At 59.8% G+C, this 23598-nt stretch carries 19 protein-coding genes; 14 read left to right on the top strand and 5 right to left on the bottom strand.

Annotated features, from left to right (window positions below; genetic code table 11):
• The first annotated feature begins 104 nt into the window (after positions 1-104).
• The 5 genes from NG895_RS07710 to NG895_RS07730 all read left to right on the top strand — a co-directional run bounded on the left by NG895_RS07710 (position 105) and on the right by NG895_RS07730 (position 4504).
• Positions 105-500 carry a GntR family transcriptional regulator gene (locus NG895_RS07710; protein ID WP_252851895.1) on the top strand — a complete coding sequence of 132 codons (396 nt, stop codon included), beginning with the start codon at positions 105-107 and terminating at the stop codon, positions 498-500.
• The gene (locus NG895_RS07715; RefSeq protein ID WP_252851896.1) at positions 497-1432 is read left to right on the top strand and encodes an ABC transporter ATP-binding protein; all 936 of its coding nucleotides are present in this window, start codon (positions 497-499) and stop codon (positions 1430-1432) included. The genes NG895_RS07710 and NG895_RS07715 overlap by 4 nt, the downstream gene beginning before the upstream one ends.
• Positions 1429-2844, top strand: a complete 1416-nt coding sequence (locus tag NG895_RS07720; RefSeq protein ID WP_252851897.1) for a hypothetical protein — start codon at positions 1429-1431, stop codon at positions 2842-2844. The genes NG895_RS07715 and NG895_RS07720 overlap by 4 nt, the downstream gene beginning before the upstream one ends.
• A 171-nt stretch (positions 2845-3015) precedes the next feature.
• Complete coding sequence (locus NG895_RS07725) at positions 3016-3978, top strand: SUMF1/EgtB/PvdO family nonheme iron enzyme (protein ID WP_252851898.1); 963 nt, start codon at positions 3016-3018, stop codon at positions 3976-3978.
• Between the two features lie 43 nt (positions 3979-4021).
• Positions 4022-4504 carry a hypothetical protein gene (locus NG895_RS07730; protein WP_252851899.1) on the top strand — a complete coding sequence of 161 codons (483 nt, stop codon included), beginning with the start codon at positions 4022-4024 and terminating at the stop codon, positions 4502-4504.
• A gap of 75 nt (positions 4505-4579) precedes the next feature.
• Here the strand turns inward: NG895_RS07730 and NG895_RS07735 are convergent, their stop codons facing one another.
• Both NG895_RS07735 and NG895_RS07740 read right to left on the bottom strand, forming a co-directional pair.
• The gene (locus tag NG895_RS07735) at positions 4580-4897 is read right to left on the bottom strand and encodes a hypothetical protein (protein ID WP_252851900.1); all 318 of its coding nucleotides are present in this window, start codon (positions 4895-4897) and stop codon (positions 4580-4582) included.
• Positions 4898-5474: 577 nt separating this feature from the next.
• Positions 5475-6377, bottom strand: coding sequence for an endonuclease/exonuclease/phosphatase family protein (locus tag NG895_RS07740; protein WP_252851901.1), 903 nt, complete (start codon positions 6375-6377; stop codon positions 5475-5477).
• A gap of 118 nt (positions 6378-6495) precedes the next feature.
• On the opposite strand from NG895_RS07740, the gene NG895_RS07745 reads away from it, so the two are divergent.
• Positions 6496-7467 (top strand): DUF1559 domain-containing protein, encoded by a 972-nt coding sequence (locus tag NG895_RS07745; protein WP_252851902.1) that lies wholly within the window; start codon positions 6496-6498, stop codon positions 7465-7467.
• A gap of 29 nt (positions 7468-7496) precedes the next feature.
• Here NG895_RS07745 and NG895_RS07750 read toward each other — a convergent pair whose 3' ends face one another.
• Positions 7497-7982, bottom strand: a complete 486-nt coding sequence (locus NG895_RS07750) for a chemotaxis protein CheX (protein WP_252851903.1) — start codon at positions 7980-7982, stop codon at positions 7497-7499.
• A 37-nt stretch (positions 7983-8019) separates the two neighbouring features.
• Positions 8020-8385, bottom strand: a complete 366-nt coding sequence (locus tag NG895_RS07755) for a response regulator (protein WP_252851904.1) — start codon at positions 8383-8385, stop codon at positions 8020-8022.
• A 361-nt stretch (positions 8386-8746) separates the two neighbouring features.
• Here NG895_RS07755 and NG895_RS07760 point away from each other — a divergent pair, with 361 nt between their 5' ends.
• The 6 genes from NG895_RS07760 (at position 8747) to NG895_RS07785 (ending at position 18128) form a co-directional block, all read left to right on the top strand.
• Positions 8747-11452, top strand: a complete 2706-nt coding sequence (locus NG895_RS07760; RefSeq protein ID WP_252851905.1) for a hybrid sensor histidine kinase/response regulator — start codon at positions 8747-8749, stop codon at positions 11450-11452.
• Between the two features lie 2 nt (positions 11453-11454).
• Entirely contained in the window at positions 11455-11919 is a 465-nt protein-coding gene (locus NG895_RS07765; RefSeq protein ID WP_252851906.1) for a chemotaxis protein CheW, read from the top strand.
• A 132-nt stretch (positions 11920-12051) separates the two neighbouring features.
• On the top strand, positions 12052-14379 hold the full coding sequence (locus NG895_RS07770) for a methyl-accepting chemotaxis protein (RefSeq protein WP_252851907.1): 2328 nt from the start codon (positions 12052-12054) through the stop codon (positions 14377-14379).
• Positions 14380-14554: 175 nt separating this feature from the next.
• Positions 14555-15649, top strand: coding sequence for a protein-glutamate methylesterase/protein-glutamine glutaminase (locus tag NG895_RS07775; protein ID WP_252851908.1), 1095 nt, complete (start codon positions 14555-14557; stop codon positions 15647-15649).
• Positions 15640-16506 (top strand): CheR family methyltransferase, encoded by an 867-nt coding sequence (locus NG895_RS07780; RefSeq protein ID WP_252851909.1) that lies wholly within the window; start codon positions 15640-15642, stop codon positions 16504-16506. Before NG895_RS07775 ends, NG895_RS07780 begins: the two co-directional genes overlap by 10 nt.
• A gap of 197 nt (positions 16507-16703) precedes the next feature.
• Complete coding sequence (locus NG895_RS07785) at positions 16704-18128, top strand: glucoamylase family protein (protein WP_252851910.1); 1425 nt, start codon at positions 16704-16706, stop codon at positions 18126-18128.
• Positions 18129-18152: 24 nt separating this feature from the next.
• Here NG895_RS07785 and rarD read toward each other — a convergent pair whose 3' ends face one another.
• On the bottom strand, positions 18153-19151 hold the full coding sequence (rarD, locus tag NG895_RS07790; protein ID WP_252851911.1) for an EamA family transporter RarD: 999 nt from the start codon (positions 19149-19151) through the stop codon (positions 18153-18155).
• 317 nt (positions 19152-19468) lie between these two features.
• On the opposite strand from rarD, the gene NG895_RS07795 reads away from it, so the two are divergent.
• Entirely contained in the window at positions 19469-21724 is a 2256-nt protein-coding gene (locus NG895_RS07795; RefSeq protein WP_252851912.1) for a tetratricopeptide repeat protein, read from the top strand.
• 225 nt (positions 21725-21949) lie between these two features.
• Positions 21950-23506 carry a sulfatase gene (locus NG895_RS07800; RefSeq protein ID WP_252851913.1) on the top strand — a complete coding sequence of 519 codons (1557 nt, stop codon included), beginning with the start codon at positions 21950-21952 and terminating at the stop codon, positions 23504-23506.
• Positions 23507-23598: the final 92 nt, after the last annotated feature.

The raw sequence follows: 23598 nt of genomic DNA on the forward strand, positions 1-23598 counted from the left end.
CTGGCCTGGGAAAAAAACAGACGCGTTAACCAGACAATTCCCGTGCCACTATTCCGCGAAATCGACTATTGACTCGCGTCCGGTGTATTACTATATTAATACACATGGACACATCGCCCCTCCAATTCGATATCGCGCCCTCCAGCGGCGTGCCGATCTATCGGCAGATTGTCGATCAGGTCGTGGCGCTCGTCGCCGGGGGGCGGCTGACGCCGGGCGATTTCCTGCCTAGCGTGCGACAGGTCGCCCAGACGGCGGACGTCAATCCCATGACCGTCAGCAAGGCCTACGGGTTGCTCGAATCCGATGGCGTGGTCGAGCGGATCCGCGGCCAGGGCATGTGCGTCTCGGCGACGGCCACCAGTGGCCCCTTGGCCGAACGCCGGGAGCAAGCCCAGCAGTTGCTCGCGCCGGCCATTCATCGGGCCCGTCTGCTGGGACTCACAGACAAGCAAATTCGTGCTCTTTTCGAAGCCTCACTCAAGGACTCAGCAAAATGAACCAGCTCAGCCAACCCGCGGTACTTGCTGATGGGCTATGCAAGAGCTTTGCCGCCAAGCAGGTACTCAGTAATCTCGACCTCGCCCTGGCGCCCGGCACCGTATTGGGCCTGTTAGGGGCCAACGGTTCGGGCAAGACAACACTCATCAAGTGTCTACTGGGCCTGTTCCGCACGTCCGGCGGTCGCGCCCAGATTTTTGGCGAGGACGCCTGGAACCTGTCGGCCACCACCAAAGAGCGAATCGGTTACGTGCCCCAGGAGGTGGCTACCTACCCCTGGATGCGCGTGCGGCACGTGATCGACTACACGGCCGCCTTCTACCCCCGTTGGAATCGCGAACTCGTGGCCGATCTCTGCCGGCGGTGGCGACTGCCGCTCGACGAGCGCTCCGGCTCGCTCTCGGTCGGACAGCTGCAAACCCTGGGCATCGTGCTCGCGTTGGGGCACGAACCGGAGTTGTTGATCCTCGACGAACCGGTGGCCAGCCTCGACCCGGGCGCTCGTCGCGAGTTCCTGCGTACGCTTATCGACCTGGTCGAACATCCTGACCGCACGGTGCTGTTCAGCACGCACATCACCAGCGACCTGGAACGCGTGGCGAGCCAGATCGCACTGCTGCGGGACGGACAGATTGAATTCTGCGGCGAACTCGACCTGCTGAAAGACCGCGTTAAACGCTTGCGAATTCTCGCCCCCGACGCGCTGCCAGCCAGTTTCGCTGTCGCCGGAGCGCTCTCCTGCCAGGTCGATGGCAAATTGGCGGTCGCCACCGTGGCCGACTTTTCTCCGCAAGAGATCGACGAGCTGCGTCAGACCTGGAACGCCGATGTCACGGTGAGCGACCTGAACCTCGAAGAGATCTTTGTCGAACTGCACGACAGCGAATCGCCAAAGCTTTCGCAGGGCGAACTGACGGGAGCTGTACGATGAACACCACCCACTTTGAAGTTGTTCGCACCTACACCTCGCGGCGGTGGTTGGTCGTGGCCGTGTGCCTGGGCGCAGTTTGGATTGCCTTCATGTTGTTCCTGATGGGTAACGACATCGACAACCAACAGGGCGGGGTCATGGGCATGAACTTCCTGGGACTGCCGTTGATGATCGGGGGGCTGCTGCTGGCCATGCAGGCCAAATATCAGTTCGTTCACTCCCGGGCACGGTTGACGCCTGGTTACGCCAGGCCGCATCTGGTGGTGCTGGTCGCGCTACTGGTTGGCCTGGTGCTCGTCTACCCGGTCTTGACCAGTTGGCGTCTGCACTACGCACCGCTGGGCGTGCTGGCGTTCAGCACATTGTTCGCGGCGCTAGTGGTGTGGCAGATCCAAGTCATGAGCGGCCTGCTATCCCTGGCAAGCCTGGCGCTCTACTTCAGCTACTTCCAGCCCACCATCGCGCAGCTGTGGGTTGCCGACTCGCCCTCGCTGCTGCTGCCTCGCCTGGCGCTGTTGCTGATCGGCCTGTCCGGCATCACGGCCTGGCTATGGCGACTCACCCAAATGAAAGAAGAGGACAGCGACTACCTGGTTCCCGTGCAGTCGGGTTTCAGCCAACAGTCGCGGATGGAAAAGTCCGAGGCCCGCCACCTGGTAACGCGTTGGATCTCGCGCAGCCCGGTGCACCGCTGGGTGGTCGACGGCTGGCACGACCGTTTGGCCGGCATCGAAACACCGTCCGAGTCCACCCGGCCGCGACTGCTCCGCTACGGCATGTGGATGCTGCCGATGCCGCTGGTGGCCGTGCAGATGCTGGTGATGATCTTGGCCATCGCGTCGATGCAATTTTTCATCTTCAGCAACATGCACGCGGGCGAGGGTTCCGTCAAAGCCGGACCGATGATGCTGGGACAGTTTGGTATCCTCTGCATGGTCATTCCCGCCATGGCGTGCCACCTGCTGGCCACGCGGCGGACGCGTCTGGGGCAGGACCTGTTGTTGCCGCTGTCGCGCGAAGCACTGGTCGATGGATTGCGGCGCCAGTTTGTCGCCATGGTGCTGTGGACCACCGTGCCGGCGGTCCTGCTTGCCGTAGCAATCGCGCCGTATGTAGCGGCCGAGTTATTGACGCCGGAGAACATGGTGGCCGTGGTTGCCACGGCGCTTGCCATTCAACCGCTGTCGATCGGTCTCTCGTTACGCCTGGCCCTCGTCCAATCGGGCCTGCAACGCATGGCCGGAATGATTCTGTTGCTCTACCTGCTGATGGGTGTCGCGGTAGGCACGTACTTCGCATTCGTCAACGCAGGCCTGGGCTGGGGAGCATTCCTCGCGCTGACCGTACTGGCCCTGGGCATCATGTGCCTTCGCTGGGCCCACAACGCCTGGCTGAATGCGGAGTTGGGGTGAGGAGCCGGACCGCACTGCTGGTTCATCGAACACCAGAGGCAGACGAGAAATGGGCCGATGGACTGTGGCGCAAACTTCCGAATTTGGTTAGACTAGTAGGAAAAAGGTAGTTGCAGCATTGAGAGCCAGTCGCTTAGGCTCTCCAGGGGCAGTTGATTGAGGAACTGGGACATGAATGCATCGGCTCTTCTTCTACCAATCTCCTTTTTCGTGGCGTTTTCGGTCCCGTTGTTGTCTCAAGCCGACACGTTCGGCACCGGCGAGAACGCGTTCACGATCGATTTCGTGACAATCGGCGATCCGGGCAACGCAGCGGACACGACGGGCGACCCCAATCCGGCGGGCGCTGTCTCGTATACCTACCGCATGGGCAAGTACGAAATCCCTGAGCACGCTATCCGTCGAGCCAACGCGGCCACGGAGAATACCGCCAATCCGCTGGGCATCACGCTCGACCAGCGTGGTCCCGATAAGCCGGCCACCCGGGTTAGCTGGTTCGAGGCGGCACGATTCGTCAACTACCTGAACGAAGACCAAGGGGCGCCGCCCGCCTATAAATTCGATTCGGCTGGCGAGTTTCAACTGTGGGAGCTTGGGGACCCGGGGTACGATCCGGCCAACCCTTTCCGCAACAGCCTGGCTCGCTACTTTCTGCCAAGTGCCGACGAATGGTACAAGGCGGCGTTTTACGATCCGGAGAGCGATACTTGGTTTGATTATCCCAACGGGATGAATACGCCGCCGCTGCCAGTGGCGAGTGGGGCGGATGCGAATACCGCGGTAATTGAGCAAGATGCTTCTATGGATCCGGCAGATGTCTGGTTGGCAGGTGGATCAAGCCCATTCGGGACGGTTGCCCAAGCTGGCAACGTATGGGAATGGGAAGAGTCGGAAACTGATCTAGTTAACGACGAGAGATTTGCCAATAGAGCTTTTCGGGGGGGGGATCGGATTTCGGGCTCTAGCTCATTGAGTATTTCTTCGTCTTTTCGTCACGATATCTACCCGCCTGATCAGTCTATTGGCGCGGTTGGGTTTCGGGTTGCATCACGCAACGTACCAGAACCGAATTCAATGGTCTTGCTGCTCGTGGCTCTGGTGTTCGGAGTTGCCGCTAAGCGCTGGCACATATAGTCTTTACACATCTGATTCAGGACGGACAAGGGAGTTGGCAACGATGTCAAACGCGAGAAGGATGCAACGTTTATTGGCGACACAGCTTCGCTATGGCCATCGGCGGTTGAAGTGTGAAGCACTGGAAGATCGTCGCGTTCTTGCAGTTGTTACCGTGACTCAGGCGGGTGACCCTGGTATTGATACGGATGATAACGCCATAGATCTCCGGGAAGCAATCGCTTATGTGAACCTAGATGAAGTTCCAGTTTCAGATGTCAACCATATCGATCTCACGGAAGGTTGGGGCCAAAACGACAAGATCATCATCCCCAGCAGCATTGGTTCCACTATCACTCTCACTGAAGGGCAAATGGAGATCGAGCGCTCCGTCGAGATTCAAGGGCCGGGCAGCGGCATGCTGACCATCGACGCCGATAGCGACGACGATGGTGTTGGCGACTCCCGCATCTTCTACATTTCAGATGGTGCTAGAGACACTCTTCAAGATGTCCGCATTTCGGGGCTGCCGTTTGCCGGTTGCTAGAGTAAGTGGTTCGGACGGCGCGGTGCTTCGCCATCTTGCACGATGTTCCTCCGGCTCACTTCACCCACGCTACTGCTACACGAGCGGTGCGTGATAACCAACAATCCCCAGCAGGTAGAACAGCCCGTTGGCGACTGCGGCCGTCACCAGCGCGGACTTTCTGACGAGCGGTGGCACCATCAGGGCCATGGCGCCGCCCACCAGGAATGCGATCCCACTGGGAATTGCAGCAAAGAACAATGAGTATCCCAAATCCACCTGCTGCAGCCCCAGCACGCTGCCAACAACGTGGCGGCTCGTCCATCCCAGCAGCAAACAGACAGGCAGCGTGACCGGCAACAGCAGCACCAGTGCCAAGGCGTTTCGCTCGTTCATCAAGGAAGTACTCTGCATAGGTTTCGTTATGGGAACCACCAGGGCGCGTTCTACTTATCTGATCAAGTAGCTTGTGCCCTATGCTGCCACGCCAAGTTGCTCCCCTCGGCGCACTCTGTGTGCTCTGTGGTGAACTCTCTTCGGTGTTAGTGTCTATCCGATTTCTTCGGTTTCCACGATTTTCCTTGTAGAAATCTTACACCGGGCGCGGGAGAACTAAGTTGGAGAATTATGTCCTGTGCGGCGCCCGAACTCTTGCGAGTCCGGCTACGCTGGAATTGCGCGCGGTGGGCATTGGGCGGTCGGCCTTCTGTTTGCCGCCTTCGTCATTTTACTTGCCCCCGGAATCTTCAAGCCTCAAAAGGTTTTGGGACAACGCGCTACCCACGCGGGGAACAACGCACGGGGTTATGACCCCATGCGGTTCAAAATACACCGAGAAAACAAGGGGCTTTGCCAGACCGCCGGGGACAAAACCCCTGGAGTTTTGGGCCCATGAATTCGAATGGGGGAAGTTGTCCCAAAAAACGCTCCCGTGGCGTGCCAGCTCGCTGTTGGATTTCCACCGTCTGGCGACGGTGGCTACCAGCGTGGATTACTCCGCCGGGGCGAGTTTCACCACCACGGGATAGTGGTCCGAAGGATAGAGCCCGTCGAAGTCGGTGCGGATGTACTCGGCCGAGAGCACCTTCCACGATGGCGAGCAGAAAACATAATCGATCGGCCGGCCCTTGGTTTCGCCGCGGAAGCCGTTGAAGGTCAACTCGTTTTCGCTGACCTCGGGGTGCACCTGGCGGTAGGAATTTAGCAGGCTCAAACGCTTGTCGGCCAGCAGTCCCTTGATCTCGGGGCTGTCGGGACGGGCGTTGGTGTCGCCGCACAGGATGACTCGGTCGACCGAGTCCATGGCGGCCAGTCGATCGGCAATCAATTCAGCGGCGAACTGACGTGCCTCACCGCCAACGTGATCCCAGTGCATGTCGAGAAACACGAACTGCATGTTGTCGTTCTGGTGGTCCTTCAAGTGCACCCACGAGGCGATGCGGGGGCAAGCCGCCTGGGGATGCTTGGCACCGGGCTTTTCGGGAGTCTCGCACAACCAGAAGGTCCCGTCGTCGACCCGCTCGAAACGGTCACGGCGGTAGAAGATCGTGCAGTGCTCGCCAGCATTCTTTCCGTCGTCGCGGCCCACGGAGTAGACCTCATAGTCGGAGAGGTGCTGCTTGAGGTCTTCCAGTTGGTTCGGCCGAACTTCCTGCAGTCCCAACAAGTCGGGCGCGGCCTTGTCGATCACTTCCAAGACCATGTCGCGGCGGTTGGGGCCGGAGTCGGCGGACCAGGCAGTTTCCCGCGGTGGCAGTCGACGATTGCCGCCGTCGTAGCGGATGTTGAACGTCATCACTTTCATTGGCTCGGCGGCGCGGAGTACGTGCGACTGGAGTGTCCAAGTCGCCAAGAATAGCAGAACCAGTACGGTCGGTTTGGTGTTGATAGGCATGATGCGGTTGTCTTTCCTGCGGCGGCAAACTTGTCGCCAGGGTATCGAGTTACTAACGTGTTTTACAGCGGCGACGGCCGCCGCCCGCCTTTCCATCCCCCTCCATCTCCCCCACCTTATGATATCAGCATCCCCCCAACGCCGCACCCGGTCTGGCTTCACACTCGTCGAACTTCTGGTGGTCATCGCCATCATTGGCGTGCTGGTAGCGCTGCTACTACCGGCCGTGCAGGCGGCCCGCGAGTCGGCTCGTCGCACTCAGTGTAAGTCGCAGCTACGCGAAATGGGCCTGGCGGTCCAGAATTACCACGACGTGCACCAGCACTTTCCGACCGGCCGGAACACGAGCGACCAGTATGGCGTGTCGTGGGCGCACGAAATCCTGCCACAACTCGAGCAGCAAGCCGTGCACGATGCCTACGTCGAAACAGAGCGGGTCGACTCACAGGCGAACGCCGCCGCAATGCGAACGCCGATTGCCGTGTACGCGTGCCCCAGCCGTCGCCGCGCGGCAGCGGATCGGGACTTCGACAACGACGACGGACCTTCTCTAGTGCGCGGGTCGGCCACACTGGGAGACTACGCTGCGAACGCTGGTTTGGAAGAGGACATGGGCATGGAGGCCAACGATTTTGTCGGTGGCAAGATCGATCCGACACTGGCCGGTCCGATTTTCAGCGGGTCGGAGATCAGTGCACGACGGGTCACAGACGGTCTCTCCAACACGCTGGCCATCGGCGAGAAACACATCAGGCCGGCACAAGATGACTGGACCGAAGGGACCGAGCATCGCTTGCAGGGCGACAGTTGTTTCCTCGCTAGCGACTCGCTAAAGACCATTCTTCGCGGTACAGAAGATGGTCTGGCCAATGGACCGGAGGACAATGACGACGAAGTGTTTGGAAGCGCGCACCCCGGCGTTACGCAGTTCGTCTTCCTGGATGGGCACGCCGAAGCGTTTGCCCACGATAACGGTGCTACCGCCACGGGGGTGAACCCCGATCAGGTGGAGGACATTCGAGTCGACGACCAGTGGTTGTGGCTAGCAGCGTTGAGCAGTATCGCGGGAGGCGAGATCGTCCAACAGTAGTTGCGTAGCCCGTTGGGCAACCAGGGCGCTCAGCCAACCACGATGTGGGCGTCGACCGGCGACTCGATGAGGCCCACCTCGATGTTGAAGTTGCCCCACTTCGATTGGAATGGCAACGACAGCGGCTTCACCTTGGAAGGGAAGCGAATAGAGTGATTGTGCCCCACAATCACGGTCGGCAGGGCGAGACTCATCTCGAGGCTTTCGAGCTGCGTCTTGGCGTTGCCGGCAATCATGTTGGTCAACTCGCCCACGGTGTCGACCACATCTTCGGTGATTTCGCCGCAGGTCCCGCCGACGAGTGCCTCGGTGGCCTTCAGGGCGACGTCTCGTTCGAAGCTGATCACGACGTCGCCGTGAGCTCTCCCCGACAGACCAATAATGCCGGTGATGTCAAACTGCGGACAGAACGTCTGGTTGACGGCCAAGCCGGTTCGCTCGACTTCGCATCCCAGCATGGTTTTGAAGACGTCGACCGTTGCTTCGATAAACGGATTGATGTATTCCGCTCGCATCTGGTGCTCCCAACAAAAAGCTGTCTATTCCGGACGACTATGCCAACGAAAGCTTCTCGATCTTTGCCAACAGCGCATCCGCTTCGAACGGCTTGGTCAGGTAGTCGGAAACACCTGCTTGGATTGCCTGCAGCACGCTCGCCTTCTCACCTTCGGTGGTGACCATAATGATTGGCACCGTGCTGCCGGTGTCGCGAATCTCTTGGATGACTTCCAAGCCGGACTTGTTCGGCATATTCCAGTCGGTCAACACCAGATCGAAGTGTTCCTGACCGAACTTGGCAATGGCGTCGGCACCGTCCACCGCTTCGGTGATTTCGGAAATGCCAGCGGCCGTAGCAGCACGCACGATGATCTTGCGCATCACGCCGGAGTCGTCAGCAATAAGTGCTTTGATGCTCATCTGAATCAAACTCGTTATTAAGGGTCGAGACAGTCGGATACAGGACTGGTGTTCGATAAACGCAGTCCGTTCTCAGATAGATAGGTCCCAATTCCCTGCCAGGCAAACGTCGGCCGCCCATGATTCTGCCGAGTACCGGGGACATAACTGCCGGTTGGTAAGGCCAGTACGGTTGGGCGGCTTGCTTATGAACGGCCTCTTGTAAAAACCGCAAATTTGCGTTGGCTATCCGAAAAGCATTCTATGTTTGCTCGTCACGCCTAGTGCGCAACCTCGAAGCGCGGGGCAGGCGGATATGCCTCACGACTATTTGCGGTCGTGTGGAAGGCACCATTCGAAACCACTCTACATAGGCAACTACATGGCAATCGAAGACGAAGAACTTCTGGCTGAGTTCATCGTGGAATCGAATGAGCATCTGGCCGACATCGAAAATGAACTGCTCGCCATCGAAGAGGCGGGCGCCAGTATCGACGTCGATCTGGTGAACAAGGTGTTCCGCGGGGTGCATTCCATCAAAGGTGCCGCCGGCTTCCTCGGTCTGACGACCATCAAGGAACTGGCCCATAGCCTGGAGAATGTCTTGAACAAGGTGCGCAGCCAGGAACTGGTACCTGACGCGGAAAACACCACCGTCATGCTGCGGGCCGGCGACACGCTGCGTGTGCTGATCAACGACGCTACCAACTCCAACGGCACCGATGTCTCCGATCAGATCGCGGACCTCAGCCGAGTGCTGGAAGCTGCAGAAGCTGGCGGCAACACAGCACAATCGGCCGCAGCCCCGACTCCTAGCGCAGCGGAGGTCGAAGCCCCGACGCCCGAGCCCATCGCCCCGCAGGCGGCGGAAGCAACTCCGCCTCCGGCTCCGGTACCCGCCGAAGTTGTTTCGCGGCCCGCGCAGGCTCCCACCGCAGCAGAACCCGCCACAACCAAAACATCGTCCTCGCCCGCCGTGGAATCAAGCATCCGCGTATCGGTGGGAGTGCTGGACCAACTAATGAACCTGGCTGGTGAGTTGGTCCTGAGCCGCAACCAGTTAATGCAAGCGGTGATCTCGCAAGAGCGGATGGGCTTGGAAGCCGCTGCGGCCGATCTCGACCAGGTCACCAGCTCGCTGCAAGAAGCCATCATGCAAACCCGCATGCAGCCGATTGGCAGCGTGTTTGGCAAGTTTCCGCGAATCGTCCGCGATCTGAGTTCGCAACTCGGCAAGCAATGCAAGATCGAGATTGAAGGCAAGGATGTCGAGGTCGACAAGACCATCATCGAGGCCATCGGCGACCCGCTCACCCACTTGATCCGCAACTCGGTGGACCACGGCGTCGAGTCGCCTGAAGTTCGCGCCAGCCGGAAGAAGAATCCGGAAGGAACCGTGTGGCTGCGAGCCTTCCACCAGGCAGGCAAGGTCTGCATCGAAATTCAGGACGACGGCGCGGGCATCGACCCCGCCAAGCTCAAGAGCAAGGCCGTGGACCGAGGCCTGATCACCGCCGATCGCATTGAGCAAATGAGCGATCGCGAAGCGGTCCGCCTGATCTTCCATCCTGGCTTCTCCACCGCCGAAAAGGTGTCGGACGTCAGCGGCCGCGGAGTCGGAATGGACGTTGTTCGAACTAACATCGAAAAGCTCGGCGGAAGCGTGGATGTCGACTCCGATGTGGGGGTTGGCACCAACATCCGTGTTACCCTTCCCCTGACCTTGGCCATCATCCCGTCGATGATTCTCAAGTGCAGTGGCGACCGGTTCGCTCTGCCGCAAGCCAACATTGCGGAACTGGTACGGTTACGTCCGGGTGAAGTGAGCTCGCGCATCGACCGCGTCAAAGATGCCGAAGTGCTCCGCCTGCGTGGGGCGTTGCTGCCACTGGTCCGGCTAGACACGGCTTTGGGAATGGCACCGACCGACCGCGCCGACATCAACTCCCCCATGAACATCATCGTCGTCGAAACCGGTCAAGTACGATACGGTTTGATCGTCGACGGGATTCACGACTCGGAAGAGATCGTCGTCAAACCACTGGGGATGCACCTCAAGACATCGAACTGCCTGGCAGGGGCCACCATCCTGGGCAATGGTCGCGTGGCCCTGATACTCGACGCTGCGGGAATCGCCGCGGAGTCGGGTGTCCAGCTTGCGCATGAAGCCAACGAGCAGGAAGAGTCGTTGAATCAAGGCAACGAAACCAACAGCGTGCAAACGCTGCTGCTGTTCTCGTCCGACCCGGCCGACCGATTCGCCGTGCCGATGGGAGTGATCGCCCGCATCGAGCGAGTTCGCTGCGATCAGATCGACACCGTGGGCGGCCAGGAACTGCTACAGTACCGTGGAACGACCCTGCCGTTGGTGGCGGTGGACGCCCACCTCAAAGTCAACCCGCGACCCAAACTCGACCGCATCTACGTCATCGTCTTCACCTTGGGCGAACGAGAAGTCGGCTTGGTCGCACCGCAGTTGGAAGACATCTGCGAGATCGTCTGTGCGATTGACGACCAGACCTTCCGCGAGCCAGGCGTGGCCGGCAGCATGGTGATTGACGAACGCGTCACCCGACTGCTGGACGTGTTCGAGTTGGCCGAAGTAACCCACCCCCAGTGGTTTGCCGAGGCCCGCGAAGAACACGCCCCGGAGGAAGGGGACGCCCCCAAGCGAATTCTGCTGGCTGAAGACTCCTCGTTCTTCCGCCGTCAGGTGGCCGGGTTCTTCAAGAACGAAGGGTTCGAAACCTACGAATACGAAGACGGTGCCGAGGCCTGGCAGGCACTAACGACCGGCGGTGTGGAAGTCGACATCGTCGTGTCGGACATCGAGATGCCCAACATGGACGGGTTCGAGCTGTGCCAGAACATCCGACACAACTCTGCCCTGCAACATTTGCCCTGCGTGGCGTTGACCTCGCTCTCGAGCGAAGCGGATATCAACCACGGCAAGGAGGTCGGATTTGACGACTACCAGGTAAAGATGCATCGCGAGAACCTGATTCGTTCGGTTCGCAGTCTGTTGGCCGCCGCGGGCGAGCCCAAGAAGGCGAAGCCACGCCGCAAACTGGTACAGGCCGGGAGCTAAACATGACCACCGAGACTTCGTCCGCCACCTTCGTCGACTCCCGCAGCCTGCGACTGGCCACGTTCTACGTGGGCGACATGTTGCTGGGACTGGAAATTGATCAGGTGCAGGAAATCAATCGCTGCCTCGATGTCACCACGGTGCCGCACGCTCCCAATTGGGTGCGGGGGGTCATCAATCTGCGTGGAGATGTTGTGACCGTAATCGACCTGCGCACCGTGCTGGGCTTGGAGCGGGGCACCGTGACCAAAGACAGCCGCAACCTGATTGTGAACTTGTCGGGAGAATTGGTCGGACTGTGCGTCGACCGCATTGCCGACATCATCACCGTCGCCAAGGACGACGTCATTCCACCTCCGTCGAACATCAGCGTGGTAGATCAAAAGTTCTTCAGTGGCGTGGCAACGATCGAGCAGGACATAGTCGCTGTCTTGAATCTCAACGAGGCCCTGGAGACCAGCAACTAGCCAGCTTGGTCTCCGCCATCCGGGGCAATCGACCAGGCAGTTTCGCATATAAGTCATTCGCTTCACGATCCAAGAACGCTTTCCCTCAAAATACTCCAACAATCATTTCCAAAGTCACACGGAGATCATAAGATGCCAGCTCGCAAGACTGCCGCCAAGTCGACAAAGGCCCGTACTTCAACTACTGCCAACAAGTCGGCCCTACAGAACCTGCAGGGTCAGATTGATGCCATCTATCGCTCTCAAGCGGTGATTGAGTTCGATCTGGACGGCAACATCCTCACTGCCAACGACAACTTCCTCAATGCGTTGGGCTATTCCCTGGACGAAATCCAAGGCAAGCACCATCGCATCTTCTGCGATCCAAAGTTTGTCAGCACTCCCGAATACGCGGATTTCTGGGCCAAGCTCAATCGCGGTGAGTTCGACTCCGGCGAGTACAAGCGCTTCCGCAAGGACGGCTCGGAAGTCTGGATTCAAGCCTCCTACAACCCTGTGCTCGACAACAAGGGTACCCCCGTCAAAGTGGTGAAGTTTGCCAGCGACGTCACCGAGCAGAAGCTCCAGACGCTGAACTACCAGGGTCGAGTCGATGCGATGGATCGGTCGCAAGCAGTGATCGAGTTCAACCTGGACGGCACCATCATCACTGCGAACGAAAACTTCCTGAATGCTGTTGGCTATTCGCTCGCCGAGATCCAGGGCCAGCATCACCGCATCTTCTGCGATCCCGAATACGCCAACTCGCTGGAGTACGACAGTTTTTGGAAGAAGCTCAACCGCGGCGAATTCGACTCGGGCGAGTACATGCGGGTTGGCAAGGGGGGGAAGGAGATCTGGATCCAGGCTTCTTACAATCCCATCTTCGACGCGAACAGGAATCCCGTGCGAGTGGTGAAGTTCGCCAGCGATATCACCGAGCAAGTCAAGTCGCGTCAGGAGGCTTATCGCCTGCGTAGGGTGGTCGACAACTCTGAAGCCGCCTATATGATGATCGACCGCGACTTCTACATTACCTACTTCAACGATGCCACTCGCGAGCTGCTGACCAAGCACCTGGCAACGCTGCGTGCCCAATGGCCCAATCTGGATATCGATAAGCTCATGGGAGCCAATATCGACCAGTTCCACGTCAATCCCAAGCATCAGCGAGAATTGCTGGCTGATCCGTCGAACCTGCCGATCAAGACCGACATCGAGGTGGGTCCGTTAACGATCGCCCTCACAGTAACCGCCCAGTTGGACATCGACGGCGAGTACGTCGGTACCAATCTGGAATGGAAAGACGTGACCGACGAACGAAAGCGAGAGATCGTCGACCGCAAGAACTCCGAGTTCCAGGCCCGCGAAGTTTCCGAGTTATCCGCCATTCTGCAGGGCATTGCCAGTGGCGACCTGAGCCAGGACTACGAGGTGGCCCCCGGCGACGAGGACACCCACGAAACCCGCTCGGTGTTCAGCAACATCGCCAATGCAGTGAACTCGATGAGCGACAACCTGCGTGGACTCATTCGCAGCCTGTCCAGCAACGCCAGCCAATTGGCCAGCACCTCGCAGCAACTCTCCTCCACCGCCAACGATCTGGCGAGTGGTGCCGAAGAAACCACCGGCCAGAGTGCTACGGTGGCCGCCGCTGCTGAAGAGATGTCGACCAACATGACCAACATGGCTGCGTCGACCGAAGAAATGACCACCAACGTCCAGTCGGTGGCCAAAGCGGTGGATGAGCTCACAGCCAGCATCAGCGAGATTGCAAAGACCTCCGAGCAGGCTTCGCACATCGCACAAAATGCCACCCAGCTAACCGAAAGCAGCAATCAGACGATTGGCCAATTGGGCGAAGCTGCCGAGGAAATTGGCAAGGTAATCGAAGTGATTCAGGACATTGCCGAGCAGACCAACCTGCTGGCTCTGAACGCCACGATCGAGGCTGCCCGGGCTGGCGAAGCCGGCAAGGGATTCGCCGTGGTTGCCACCGAGGTGAAAGAGCTGGCCCGTCAAACGGCAGACGCCACGCAGGATATCCGGGTCCGCATCGAGGGCATTCAAAGCTCCACCAAGGAAGCGGTTCGCTCGATTGCCGACGTCGGCGAGGCCATCCAGCAGGTGAACAGCACCTCGAGCACAATCGCCTCGGCGGTCGAAGAGCAGAGCATCACCACCAAGGAGATCGCGGCCAACGTCAATCAGACCGCTTCGGCAACCACTATGGTATCGACCGGTGTGGCGGAGAGTGCCTCAGCCTGTACCGAGATTTCCCGCAACATTGTGGGAGTCGACCAGGCCGCGAAGCAGACTGCCCAAGGTGCTTCCGAGACGCAGACCGTCGGCAGCCAATTGTCGGAACTGTCGGAGGAACTGCAGCGTATCGTCGGACAGTTTAAGGTCGACACCAGCACCCTGGCGAATGCGGCGACTGCGGCCGAGCAGAAGTATGGCGAGCCCGTACTTGCGGGCTAAGTTTGAGTAGAGAAGAGCTTGGACGCCGTACCGCAAGCCCAGGTGCTTGCGGTGCGGCGACCAACGGTTTGGTCTTCGGTGCGGCGTGCTGGCGGATGGCACCCTCCAGCACGTCGCCCCCAACACCCAACCTTTGCACCAACGAAATCCAACCTTGACTACTCCGCTGCCCAACATGGATCCTCTTCGCGTTTTGGTAGTCGACGACTCGGCCCTGTACCGCAAATTCGTTTCTGAAGTACTGCAAGAAGCGGAAGGCGTGGAGGTGGTCGGCACCGCCATCAATGGACGCATTGCGCTAGAGAAGATCGAACAACTGCAACCCGACTTGTTGACTCTGGACCTGGAGATGCCCGAGCTGGACGGCTTGGGGGTTCTGCGTCACCTGCAAGAAACGCATTCCTCCGTAGGTGCCATCGTGCTCAGTGCTCTGTCCGCCGAAGGTGCTACCGCCACGACCCGAGCGCTCGACGCCGGAGCGTTCGATTTTGCTCTGAAGCCCACAGGCAATTCGCCCCAGGCCAGCATCGCCGAACTGAAGCAGTCGTTACTTCCCAAGGCACACGCGTTTGCCGAAACGAAGTCGCGGCGCGGTTCGCAACGACAGGCTAAGCCCCATCTGTTCACCACCCCCAGCGACCACGAAGTGGCGCTGTGCGACAGCCATGTGGCCCGCGCCAATCCGCGAATTCTGGCCATTGGCGTATCGACGGGTGGCCCCAAGGCCCTGATGGAGTTGATTCCCCTGCTGCCCGCCAGCTTCCCGATCCCCATCGTGTTGGTGCAGCACATGCCGCCGGTGTTCACCAAGACGTTGGCCGACGAACTGAATCGGCACTCCAAAATCAATGTCGTCGAAGCCCAGCATGGAGACGCTTTGCGTCCCGGCACCGTGTACATTGCCCCTGGCGGAAAGCAGATGAAGCTGGAACGCAAAGGGCTTTCCACGTCCGTTGTCATTGCCGACGACCCACCCGAACGCAACTGCAGACCGTCGGTCGACTACCTGTTCCGTTCGGTGTCGGACATCTACGGGGGCGACGTGCTGGCCTGCATCCTTACAGGCATGGGGGATGACGGGCTGCTAGGCTGCAAACTATTGAAGCGCCGCGGCGCGATCGTCATGGCACAGAACGAAGCAACTTGCGTGGTCTATGGCATGCCACGCCAAATCGTCGACAGCAACTTGGCCGACTGCGTTCTCCCCTTAGAGAAAATCGGTGAAGAAATGCTGCGACTCACGGGCCAGGAGACGTCAACATGTCGCTAGCCGCACAAGTGCAACAGACGCTTTCGTCCGCCGGTACGAAGGACGCCGACATCTCGGCGCTGATCGATCTGGTCGACGAGCTTTGCGGCGTCTACCTGGACGAGTCGAAGGGCTACCTTATCGAATCGCGGTTGGCGCCCATTGTCAAACGGTTCGAATGCCGTGACTACTCAGACCTGGTCCAACGAGCCAAGTCCCTGGCGGGCAACGACGTACGCACCGAAATCGTCGACGCCATTACCACGCACGAAACGCTGTTCTTCCGCGATGAGTCGCCGTTTAACGCGCTGCGGTTCAAAGTGCTGCCCGACCTGATCGAAGCCATCGAATCGTCGGGCCGACCCCGCCGCATCCGCATCTGGTCGGCCGCCTGCAGCACCGGACAGGAAGTGTACAGCATCGCCATGGTGCTGCACGAAATCGCACAAGCGCTGCCCGGTTGGGACCTGCAAATCTTTGGCACCGACGTCTCGCCAGCCTCGGTCGAGACCGCCCGCAGGGGGTGGTACTCGAACCTCGAGGTAGGGCGTGGGCTGGACGACATGAACAAGTCGAACTACTTCATCCACGAAGCATCGGGCTGGCAGGTCGCGCAGGACTTGCAGCGACTGGCCAAGTTCGAAGTCCGAAATCTGCTCAGGCCATTTCCGGAAAAGAACCAATTCGACATCGTGTTCTGCCGGAACGTAGCCATCTATTTCAAGCCTGATCAGCGTGCCGACATGTTCCACCGCATCGTGGAAACGATGACCCCCGGCGGCTGGCTGTTTGTGGGATCCGCCGAGCGTTTGAGCGATCTGGGGTCCGCCTTTGCGCCGCAGACTCACTGCAACTGCACTGTCTATCGCCCTAAATAACCCACTTTTGCGGTTATCTGCGATCCCCTGCCCCATCGCGGCGCACTCTTCGCTTACATGACTGCTGGCCGGCAAGTTGTTGTTGCTGCCAAGTACAGTTTTGCGTACATTTACATGTCCCTGTTGCAGGATGCGCGAAGCGTCATGCCAAATGGGCCAGCTTGTTATTCACCATGGCTTTGGCGGACTGAAAAAGCATGGATAGTGTCCGATACTCCTGCTGCGCGCTGTTGGCGATGCTCGCCTTCGGTATCTGTGGCGTCGCTTCGTCTCAGGATATCTTCCTCTCGCCCGAGGCAGAGCAAACACGCGACAATGCGTTTTCTCGCGAAGACAATCTGCTGCTCGATGAAGTCGAGCGGGGATGTTTCAACTACCTGTGGAACGAAGTCGGCGACCCGGCCGGATTGGTCCGCGACCGACTGAACGCCAACGTATCGAGCGTCGCGGCGGTTGGGTTTCAACTCTCCTCATTGCCCATTGGTGTAGAACGAGGATGGATCTCGCGACACGATGCAGAGAAGCGTGCCACCAGCATCCTCCGCGCGCTGGTCGAAGATCAGGGCAACAAGAAATACGGCATTTATCTGCACTACGTCGACCAGAACTCTGCAAAACTACGAACCGATGCTCCCGAGGTGCAAACCAGCACTGTGGACCACGCCCTGCTGCAATCGGGCGCCATCCCGGCCGCTATTTACTTTGGTGGCGAGGTGCGTGAACTCGTCGACCAATTGATCGACGAGGCCGATTGGAAAGCCTACGCTCGCGATGGCGACAACCTGTTGTCGTTCGGCTGGCGTTCGCAAAAGCTGGAAACCCTCGACGCCGATGGCGAGTTGCGCCCCTGGGTATGGCACGTCTCTGGTGCCGAAGAAGCGCTTTGCTATCTGCACGCCGTGGCGGCGCCCCAGCAAGACCACGCAATCGATGCGAAGGTGGCTTACCAACTGAAACGCAAAGTGGGGCAACATAGCGATCTGCCCCCCTACGTGGTGACGTGGAACGGGGCAATGTTCACCTACTTCTTCGACCATTGCTGGATCGATTATCGCCGCTACCAGGCCGACGACCCCAGCAAATTCGGTGGCAATGGTCCGCGAGTCAACTGGTTTGAAAACACGCGACGTGCGTTCCTGGCTCATCGGCAACGCTGTATCGAAAAGTCGTCGCAGTTGGCTTCGCTGGGTGAAAATCGGTGGGGACTCGGCCCCTGCGTGGGACTGAACGACATGCAACAGGTAGGTTATCTGGTGCCTGAGTTACTGCCCAATCACAGCGGCATGGATCAATGGCTTGGCGGTACCGTGGCCCCGTACGTGACGGCCTCTGCCCTGCCCTTCATGCCAGAGGAAACGCTGGCCGCGCTGCGAGAAATGAAAAATCTTAAGAACGAGCAGGGCGAACCCCTCGCGTGGCGGTCGCCCGACAAGGGTGGGTACGGTTTCCTGGACAGCTTCAATTTGCAGCAGGGGTTTGCTCCCCAGGAGTATATTGCCATCGACGTTGGCCCCATGTTGTTGCTGATGGAGAATGCCCGCACGGGACTCATCTGGAACCTGTTTCACCAGCATCCGCACGTTCGCCGGGCGGTGGAGCGATTGGGTTGGCAGCCTCGCTAAGCGCCCAGCTGAACCGGCCCGCTTCTATTGGCATTCCATTATCGCGCCGCCGCTGGCAGGCTCGGGCTCTTTGCGCGTCACCAGGCGTATATCAACCAGGAATGCCACCACGCCTAACCAGATGAAGGCAAACGACACCAGGCCCGCTAGGGTTAGCGACTCGTTGTTCAGCGTCACGGCAATCAGCAACTGCCCCGTCGGCACGATGAACTGCATGAACGCCACGGTACTGAGCGGCAATCGCTTCGCCGCACTGGCAAACCAGATGAGCGGCGCGGCCGTCGCCACGCCCGATAGCACTAGTAGCAGACTCACCATCCAGTCGCGGCCGAAGGCCGGCGGCGGACCGGCAACCTCGCGGTAGCATAGGTACCCCGCCCCCAGGGGCAACATCCACAAACCCTCGACAAACAGCCCGGGGATCGCTGCGGCACGTATCTGCTTGCGGAACAAACCGTACAGCCCAAACGAAAATGCCACCAACAGCGAGATCCACGGCAGTTGCCCCAGTCGCCACGTCTCCCACGCAACGCCGATGGTGGCCAGCACGACCGCTAGCACCTGGACGCGCCGCAGTCTCTCGCCGAGGACTACTATCGCCAGTGCAACGCTGAGCAACGGATTAATGTAGTAACCTAAGCTCGCATGGCTGAGCCGGTCGGTGGCTGCGCCGTAAACGAACCCGGTCCAGTTGCCCAACATCAACAGTGCGGTCATCCCCAACAGCAACTTGGAACGCCGCGACGACAGCAACTGGCGGACGTCTCCCATGCGACTTAGAGCAGCAAGCAGCACCAGGCACGTAACAGTGGACCAGATGGCGCGATGGGTCATGAACTCCAGACTCCAGTCGGCCCTCGTCGCTCCCCCGGTGTCGAAGTGCCCCATCTGCTGCACGCGATGGTTGAGCGTGACCACTAAAATGGGGAACACCACGGCCCACCAGCCGAAGGCCAGCAGTGCATAGATCAATCCCCCACGCGCGGTACTCGCGGAGCTGGAGTGATCGGCGGGACGCGACATATTTCGAAGTCGGGGGCGAGAGGGGACCGGACTTTGCGAGGGCCAATAGCAACGCTAGCAGGTTCGCAGACGGAAACGGGCGGGCCCCTAAGGATACGCGGCAACAGGGCCACCTGGATAGACACGCCTGTTAAACCTTGCGGGTTGGGCCGATTATTCCGAATTTCCAGGTGAATTGGGTCAGGATAGTTGTACCGCTTGCCGATTAGTCATTTCAGACGATGCCTCTGCACACGGTATGGGCACTCCACACCAGGCAGGGCAGCATCGCTAGCTCGCAAAATCGCTTGTCGAATTTCTCAGATTGGTGCAGCGCCATGATCAAGTTGGTTCGTGAACTCCCTGTTCTTAGCCTGCGACTGGTTCGCACGACTGGCCTGGCGGCCGCACTCGCCGCCGGTGTCGCTGGTGCCCAGACCGACGGGGTGGTGTTCGTCGAAGACATAGAGCAACAAGCTCAACGGATGGCTCAGCAAACGGCAGCCGCCCGCTCGAGCCAATTCCAGGTTCCGGCTCCATCGCAGCAGTCGCGGTTTCCGCAACCCACGGTCAAGGGTTGGCCAAATGGCGGTCAGCAACTTCCGCTCAAGCAGCAGCTTCAGCAAAAGAAGCTGATGCAGCAGCAGGAAGAAAAGAGTGGTTGGTCGCTGAAGAAGACGCTGGGTGGCCTGTTCGGTGCCAACAAGCGAGAGCAATCGCCGCAAATCGTTCCGCCGCAAGCTCCTGCCGGTCGCACGGGTTCGATGGCCGCGATGCCGGCTAATGCCCCCAAGCAGAGTCTTCTTGGGGCGCGTCCTTCGCAACCCGGAGCTTCGTCGCAATCTAACCAGCGTTCGGCACGCCCGACGCTGTTCGGTGGATCGGACAACGGTTCGTCCACTCCCGATATGCGAGGTCGCAGTCTGGCAGCGTCCAGCAAGCGAGGTTCCAACAAACCTGGTGGGCTGTTCTCGATGTTCGGCGGTGATGGACAACAGGGTGCCGAACAATCGGACGCCCCCTCCGCACCGATAGCATCCATGCCCATGGGCCAGCCCAATACCGGTCCTGCCCGCTCGCCCCGCATGCCTGGCGGCGATGAGATGGTGGCAATGGTAACCGACCGCGAAGAGCGAAAGGCTCCCCAGGTCAAGATGCCACTGCCCACCAATCCAAGTGCAGCCATGAGTGCGTCGACCATCAGCGACGCCAATGAAGCTCCGCTGCCGATGCTTACTCACCGCTCTGCTCCGACGTCGATGCCGGCTGCGAAACTGCCGGTCGTCACCACTCCATCGGTGAGCAGCGATACGCTGCAGGCCAGCAACCGAGAAGTACAGTCGACTGCCGTGCAGCAACCTATGCCCCGGCCGATGAACTCCATCCAACAGGTCGCCGCCGAGCAGCCCGATCGCGGTCCCAAGGAAATCGTCAACCAACACGCCATGGCCAAAGCCGCGGCAATGGCGCGATCGATGCCGGCCGCCTCGAGCATGCCTGCGAAGTCCGCACCAAAACAGCCGGTAACTGTAGCTCAGAATATCCCTTATCCGACGGCCCAACCGGCCAACCCGGTTGCACCGCCGGAAGCCGATTCGGCTCAGCCCTCGGCGAAAGCCATCGAGCTGTTGACCGCGGCTAACCAGCTATCCACCACCGCCAAGACGGAAGAAGAGCTGACGCAGGTGGTTCAACTCTGCCGCCACGTGCTGGCCATCGACAACAGCCAGGTTTGTATTGACTACAGCCACAATCTGGCGAGCTGGGCCTTGAATCGACGTGGCGAGGTTCGCACGGACGAAGGTCGCATCAAAGAAGCCCTACTCGACTTCGAGGACGCCCTGCGACTCGACCCCGAGCGGTACCGCGCCATCCACAATCGCGGAGTTCTGGCCGCCCAGGCGGGTCGCTTCGCCGATGCCTTCGACGACTTCAATCGCACGATCGAACTGAATCCCGACTTCGCCAAAGCCTACTCGAACCGCGGTGCCCTGTGGATGCGGGCCGGTGAGCTGGAGAAATCGTCGGCCGACTATCGCCAGGCCATCGCGCTCGATCCCGATCTGGCCGTGGCTCACAAGGGGCGTGGCCGGGTATGTCACATGTTGGGTCAATTCACTCTCGCCCTGCAGCACATGGACGCCGCGGCACACCTTTCGCCGGAAGATGCTCACATCGCCTGCAATCGGGGTGACCTGCTGATGGACATGGGCCGGTACCGCAGTGCCCGGGCCGACTACCAGCGTGCGATCGAACTCGACAGTTCGCTGATTGCCGCTCATCGCAACCTGGCATGGCTGCAGGCCACCTGCCCCGACAGCGAATGTCGCGATGCCCGGCAAGCGATTGCTACCGCGCAGCACGCTCTGCAATTGTGCAGCGAGCCAAGCGACTTGGAATACGACACGCTGGCCGCCGCCTATGCTGCAGCGGGCGACTTCGACGCGGCCCAGGCGGCCATGGAGAAGTGCCTGGCCACGGCAAGTGAGAAAGACAAGCCGAACTACGAGTGGCGAAAACAACTGTACGCCAAGGGCCAACCGTACATCACGGAACCGGCCAGCGACGTTCAGCAGGCCAGCTACGCCGAATAACGGCGATAGCCAATCGACCAATGGGAGGGGGGGACGCAAGGGCTCAGCCGCTAACACGGCTGGGCTTTTCGCGTTTCTATCTCCAGTTTTTGCGCAATTGGCGAACCACATTTCTAGAGCGCCCTCCGCCGACTCAGTCCGCATGGTCGACTTCGTGTATACTCAAGCCGAAGTCGTCGCGTTGATTCGCAGAACTGCCATTTGGACTGAACTCAGGCGATACCCATGAAATGCCCTCGATCGTTGCAGCTCTGTCTGCTCGCTTTCTGCTGCTACTTGCTTCCAGCTACTGAAGTTGCTCAGGCGGACGAGTCACGGCCGCCGAACATTGTGCTGTTCCTGGTCGACGACATGGGCGTGATGGACACGTCGCTGCCGTTCTTGACCGACGAAGCGGGCAACGCCACCCGGCATCCACTGAACGAGTACTACCGCACGCCCAATATGGAGCGGCTCGCCGAGCGGGGCATGCGGCTCAATAACTTCTATGCGATGAGCGTCTGCTCGCCAACGCGGACCTCGATCATGACCGGCCAGAACGCCGCGCGGCATGGCACGACCAACTGGATCAACCCTTCGTCGAATAACCGCGGCCCTTACGGCCCCGAAGATTGGAACTGGACCGGCCTCGGCGATCACGACGTTACGCTGCCAAGGCTGCTAACCAACGCCGGCTATCGCACCATTCACGTCGGCAAGGGACACTTTGGACCGCGCGACTATCCGGGCGCCGATCCACTCAACCTGGGATTCGAGCGGAATGTCGCCGGGCACTCAGCCGGTCATCCGGCTAGTTACTTCGGCCTGAAGAACTTCGGCAACGGCCCCAAACCCAATCTGCACGCGGTGCCCGACCTGGAGGCCTATCACGGGCAAGACATCTTCCTCACCGAGGCCCTCACCCGCGAGGCCAAGCGCGAAGTGTCGGAAGCCGTGTCCGCGGATAAGCCATTCTTCCTGTACATGGCCCACTACGCGGTGCATTCGCCGTTTCAGTCGGACGACCGCTTCGCCGAACACTACACAGGGTCGGGCAAGAAGAAATCGGCCCAGGCGTTTGCCACAATGATCGAGGGCATGGACAAGTCGCTGGGCGACCTGCTCGACCACGTCGAGTCGCTCGGTGTGGCGGACAATACGCTGTTCGTCTTCCTGGGCGACAACGGTAGCGACGCCCCACTGGGCGGCGCCCATGCAATCGCCTGCGCTGCGCCGCTGCGTGGCAAGAAAGGTTCTCATTACGAAGGCGGTATGCGAGTCCCCTTCATCGCCGCTTGGGCCCAGGCCGACCCCGAGAATCCAGCCCAGAAGAAGCTGCCCATCGCCGCCGGCGCGATGCGCGGCGCAGTGGCCTCGGTGTGCGACCTGATGCCCACGCTACTGGAGGTGGCCGATGCATCTGCTCCCAGCGATCACCCAATGGACGGTTACACGTTGACTCAATTGCTCACCGACCAGGCGGACCCCGAGCATCAAGACACGTTCCTGATGCACTACCCCCACTCGGTGCACCGCAGCGACTACTTCACCACCTACCGCCGCGGCAACTGGAAAGTGGTGTACCACTACTACCCTGAAGACACGCCCGAGAAGCTGCGGTACGAGTTGTTCGATCTATCGACGGATCCGTCGGAGTCCAACAACCTAGCCGCGGCGGAACCGGAGAAGCTCACCGAGATGATGGGTGAGTTGATCGCCGAACTCGAGCGGCAGGGGGCCAAGTATCCAACGACGCGTGATCGAAGCGGGGAATTGCGGCCAGAGATGCCGGGAAGTGTCTGACGAAGGTCAGCTTATTCGAGGCGGGGTAGAACGGGCATGCGAGTACCTCTTCGATTCATGTCAGGGCCGATTTTCTTCAGCCACGGAGTGGC

Origin of the sequence: Aeoliella straminimaris, from assembly GCF_024054565.1 — a bacterium.
In the GTDB taxonomy this organism is placed as follows: domain Bacteria; phylum Planctomycetota; class Planctomycetia; order Pirellulales; family Lacipirellulaceae; genus Aeoliella; species Aeoliella straminimaris.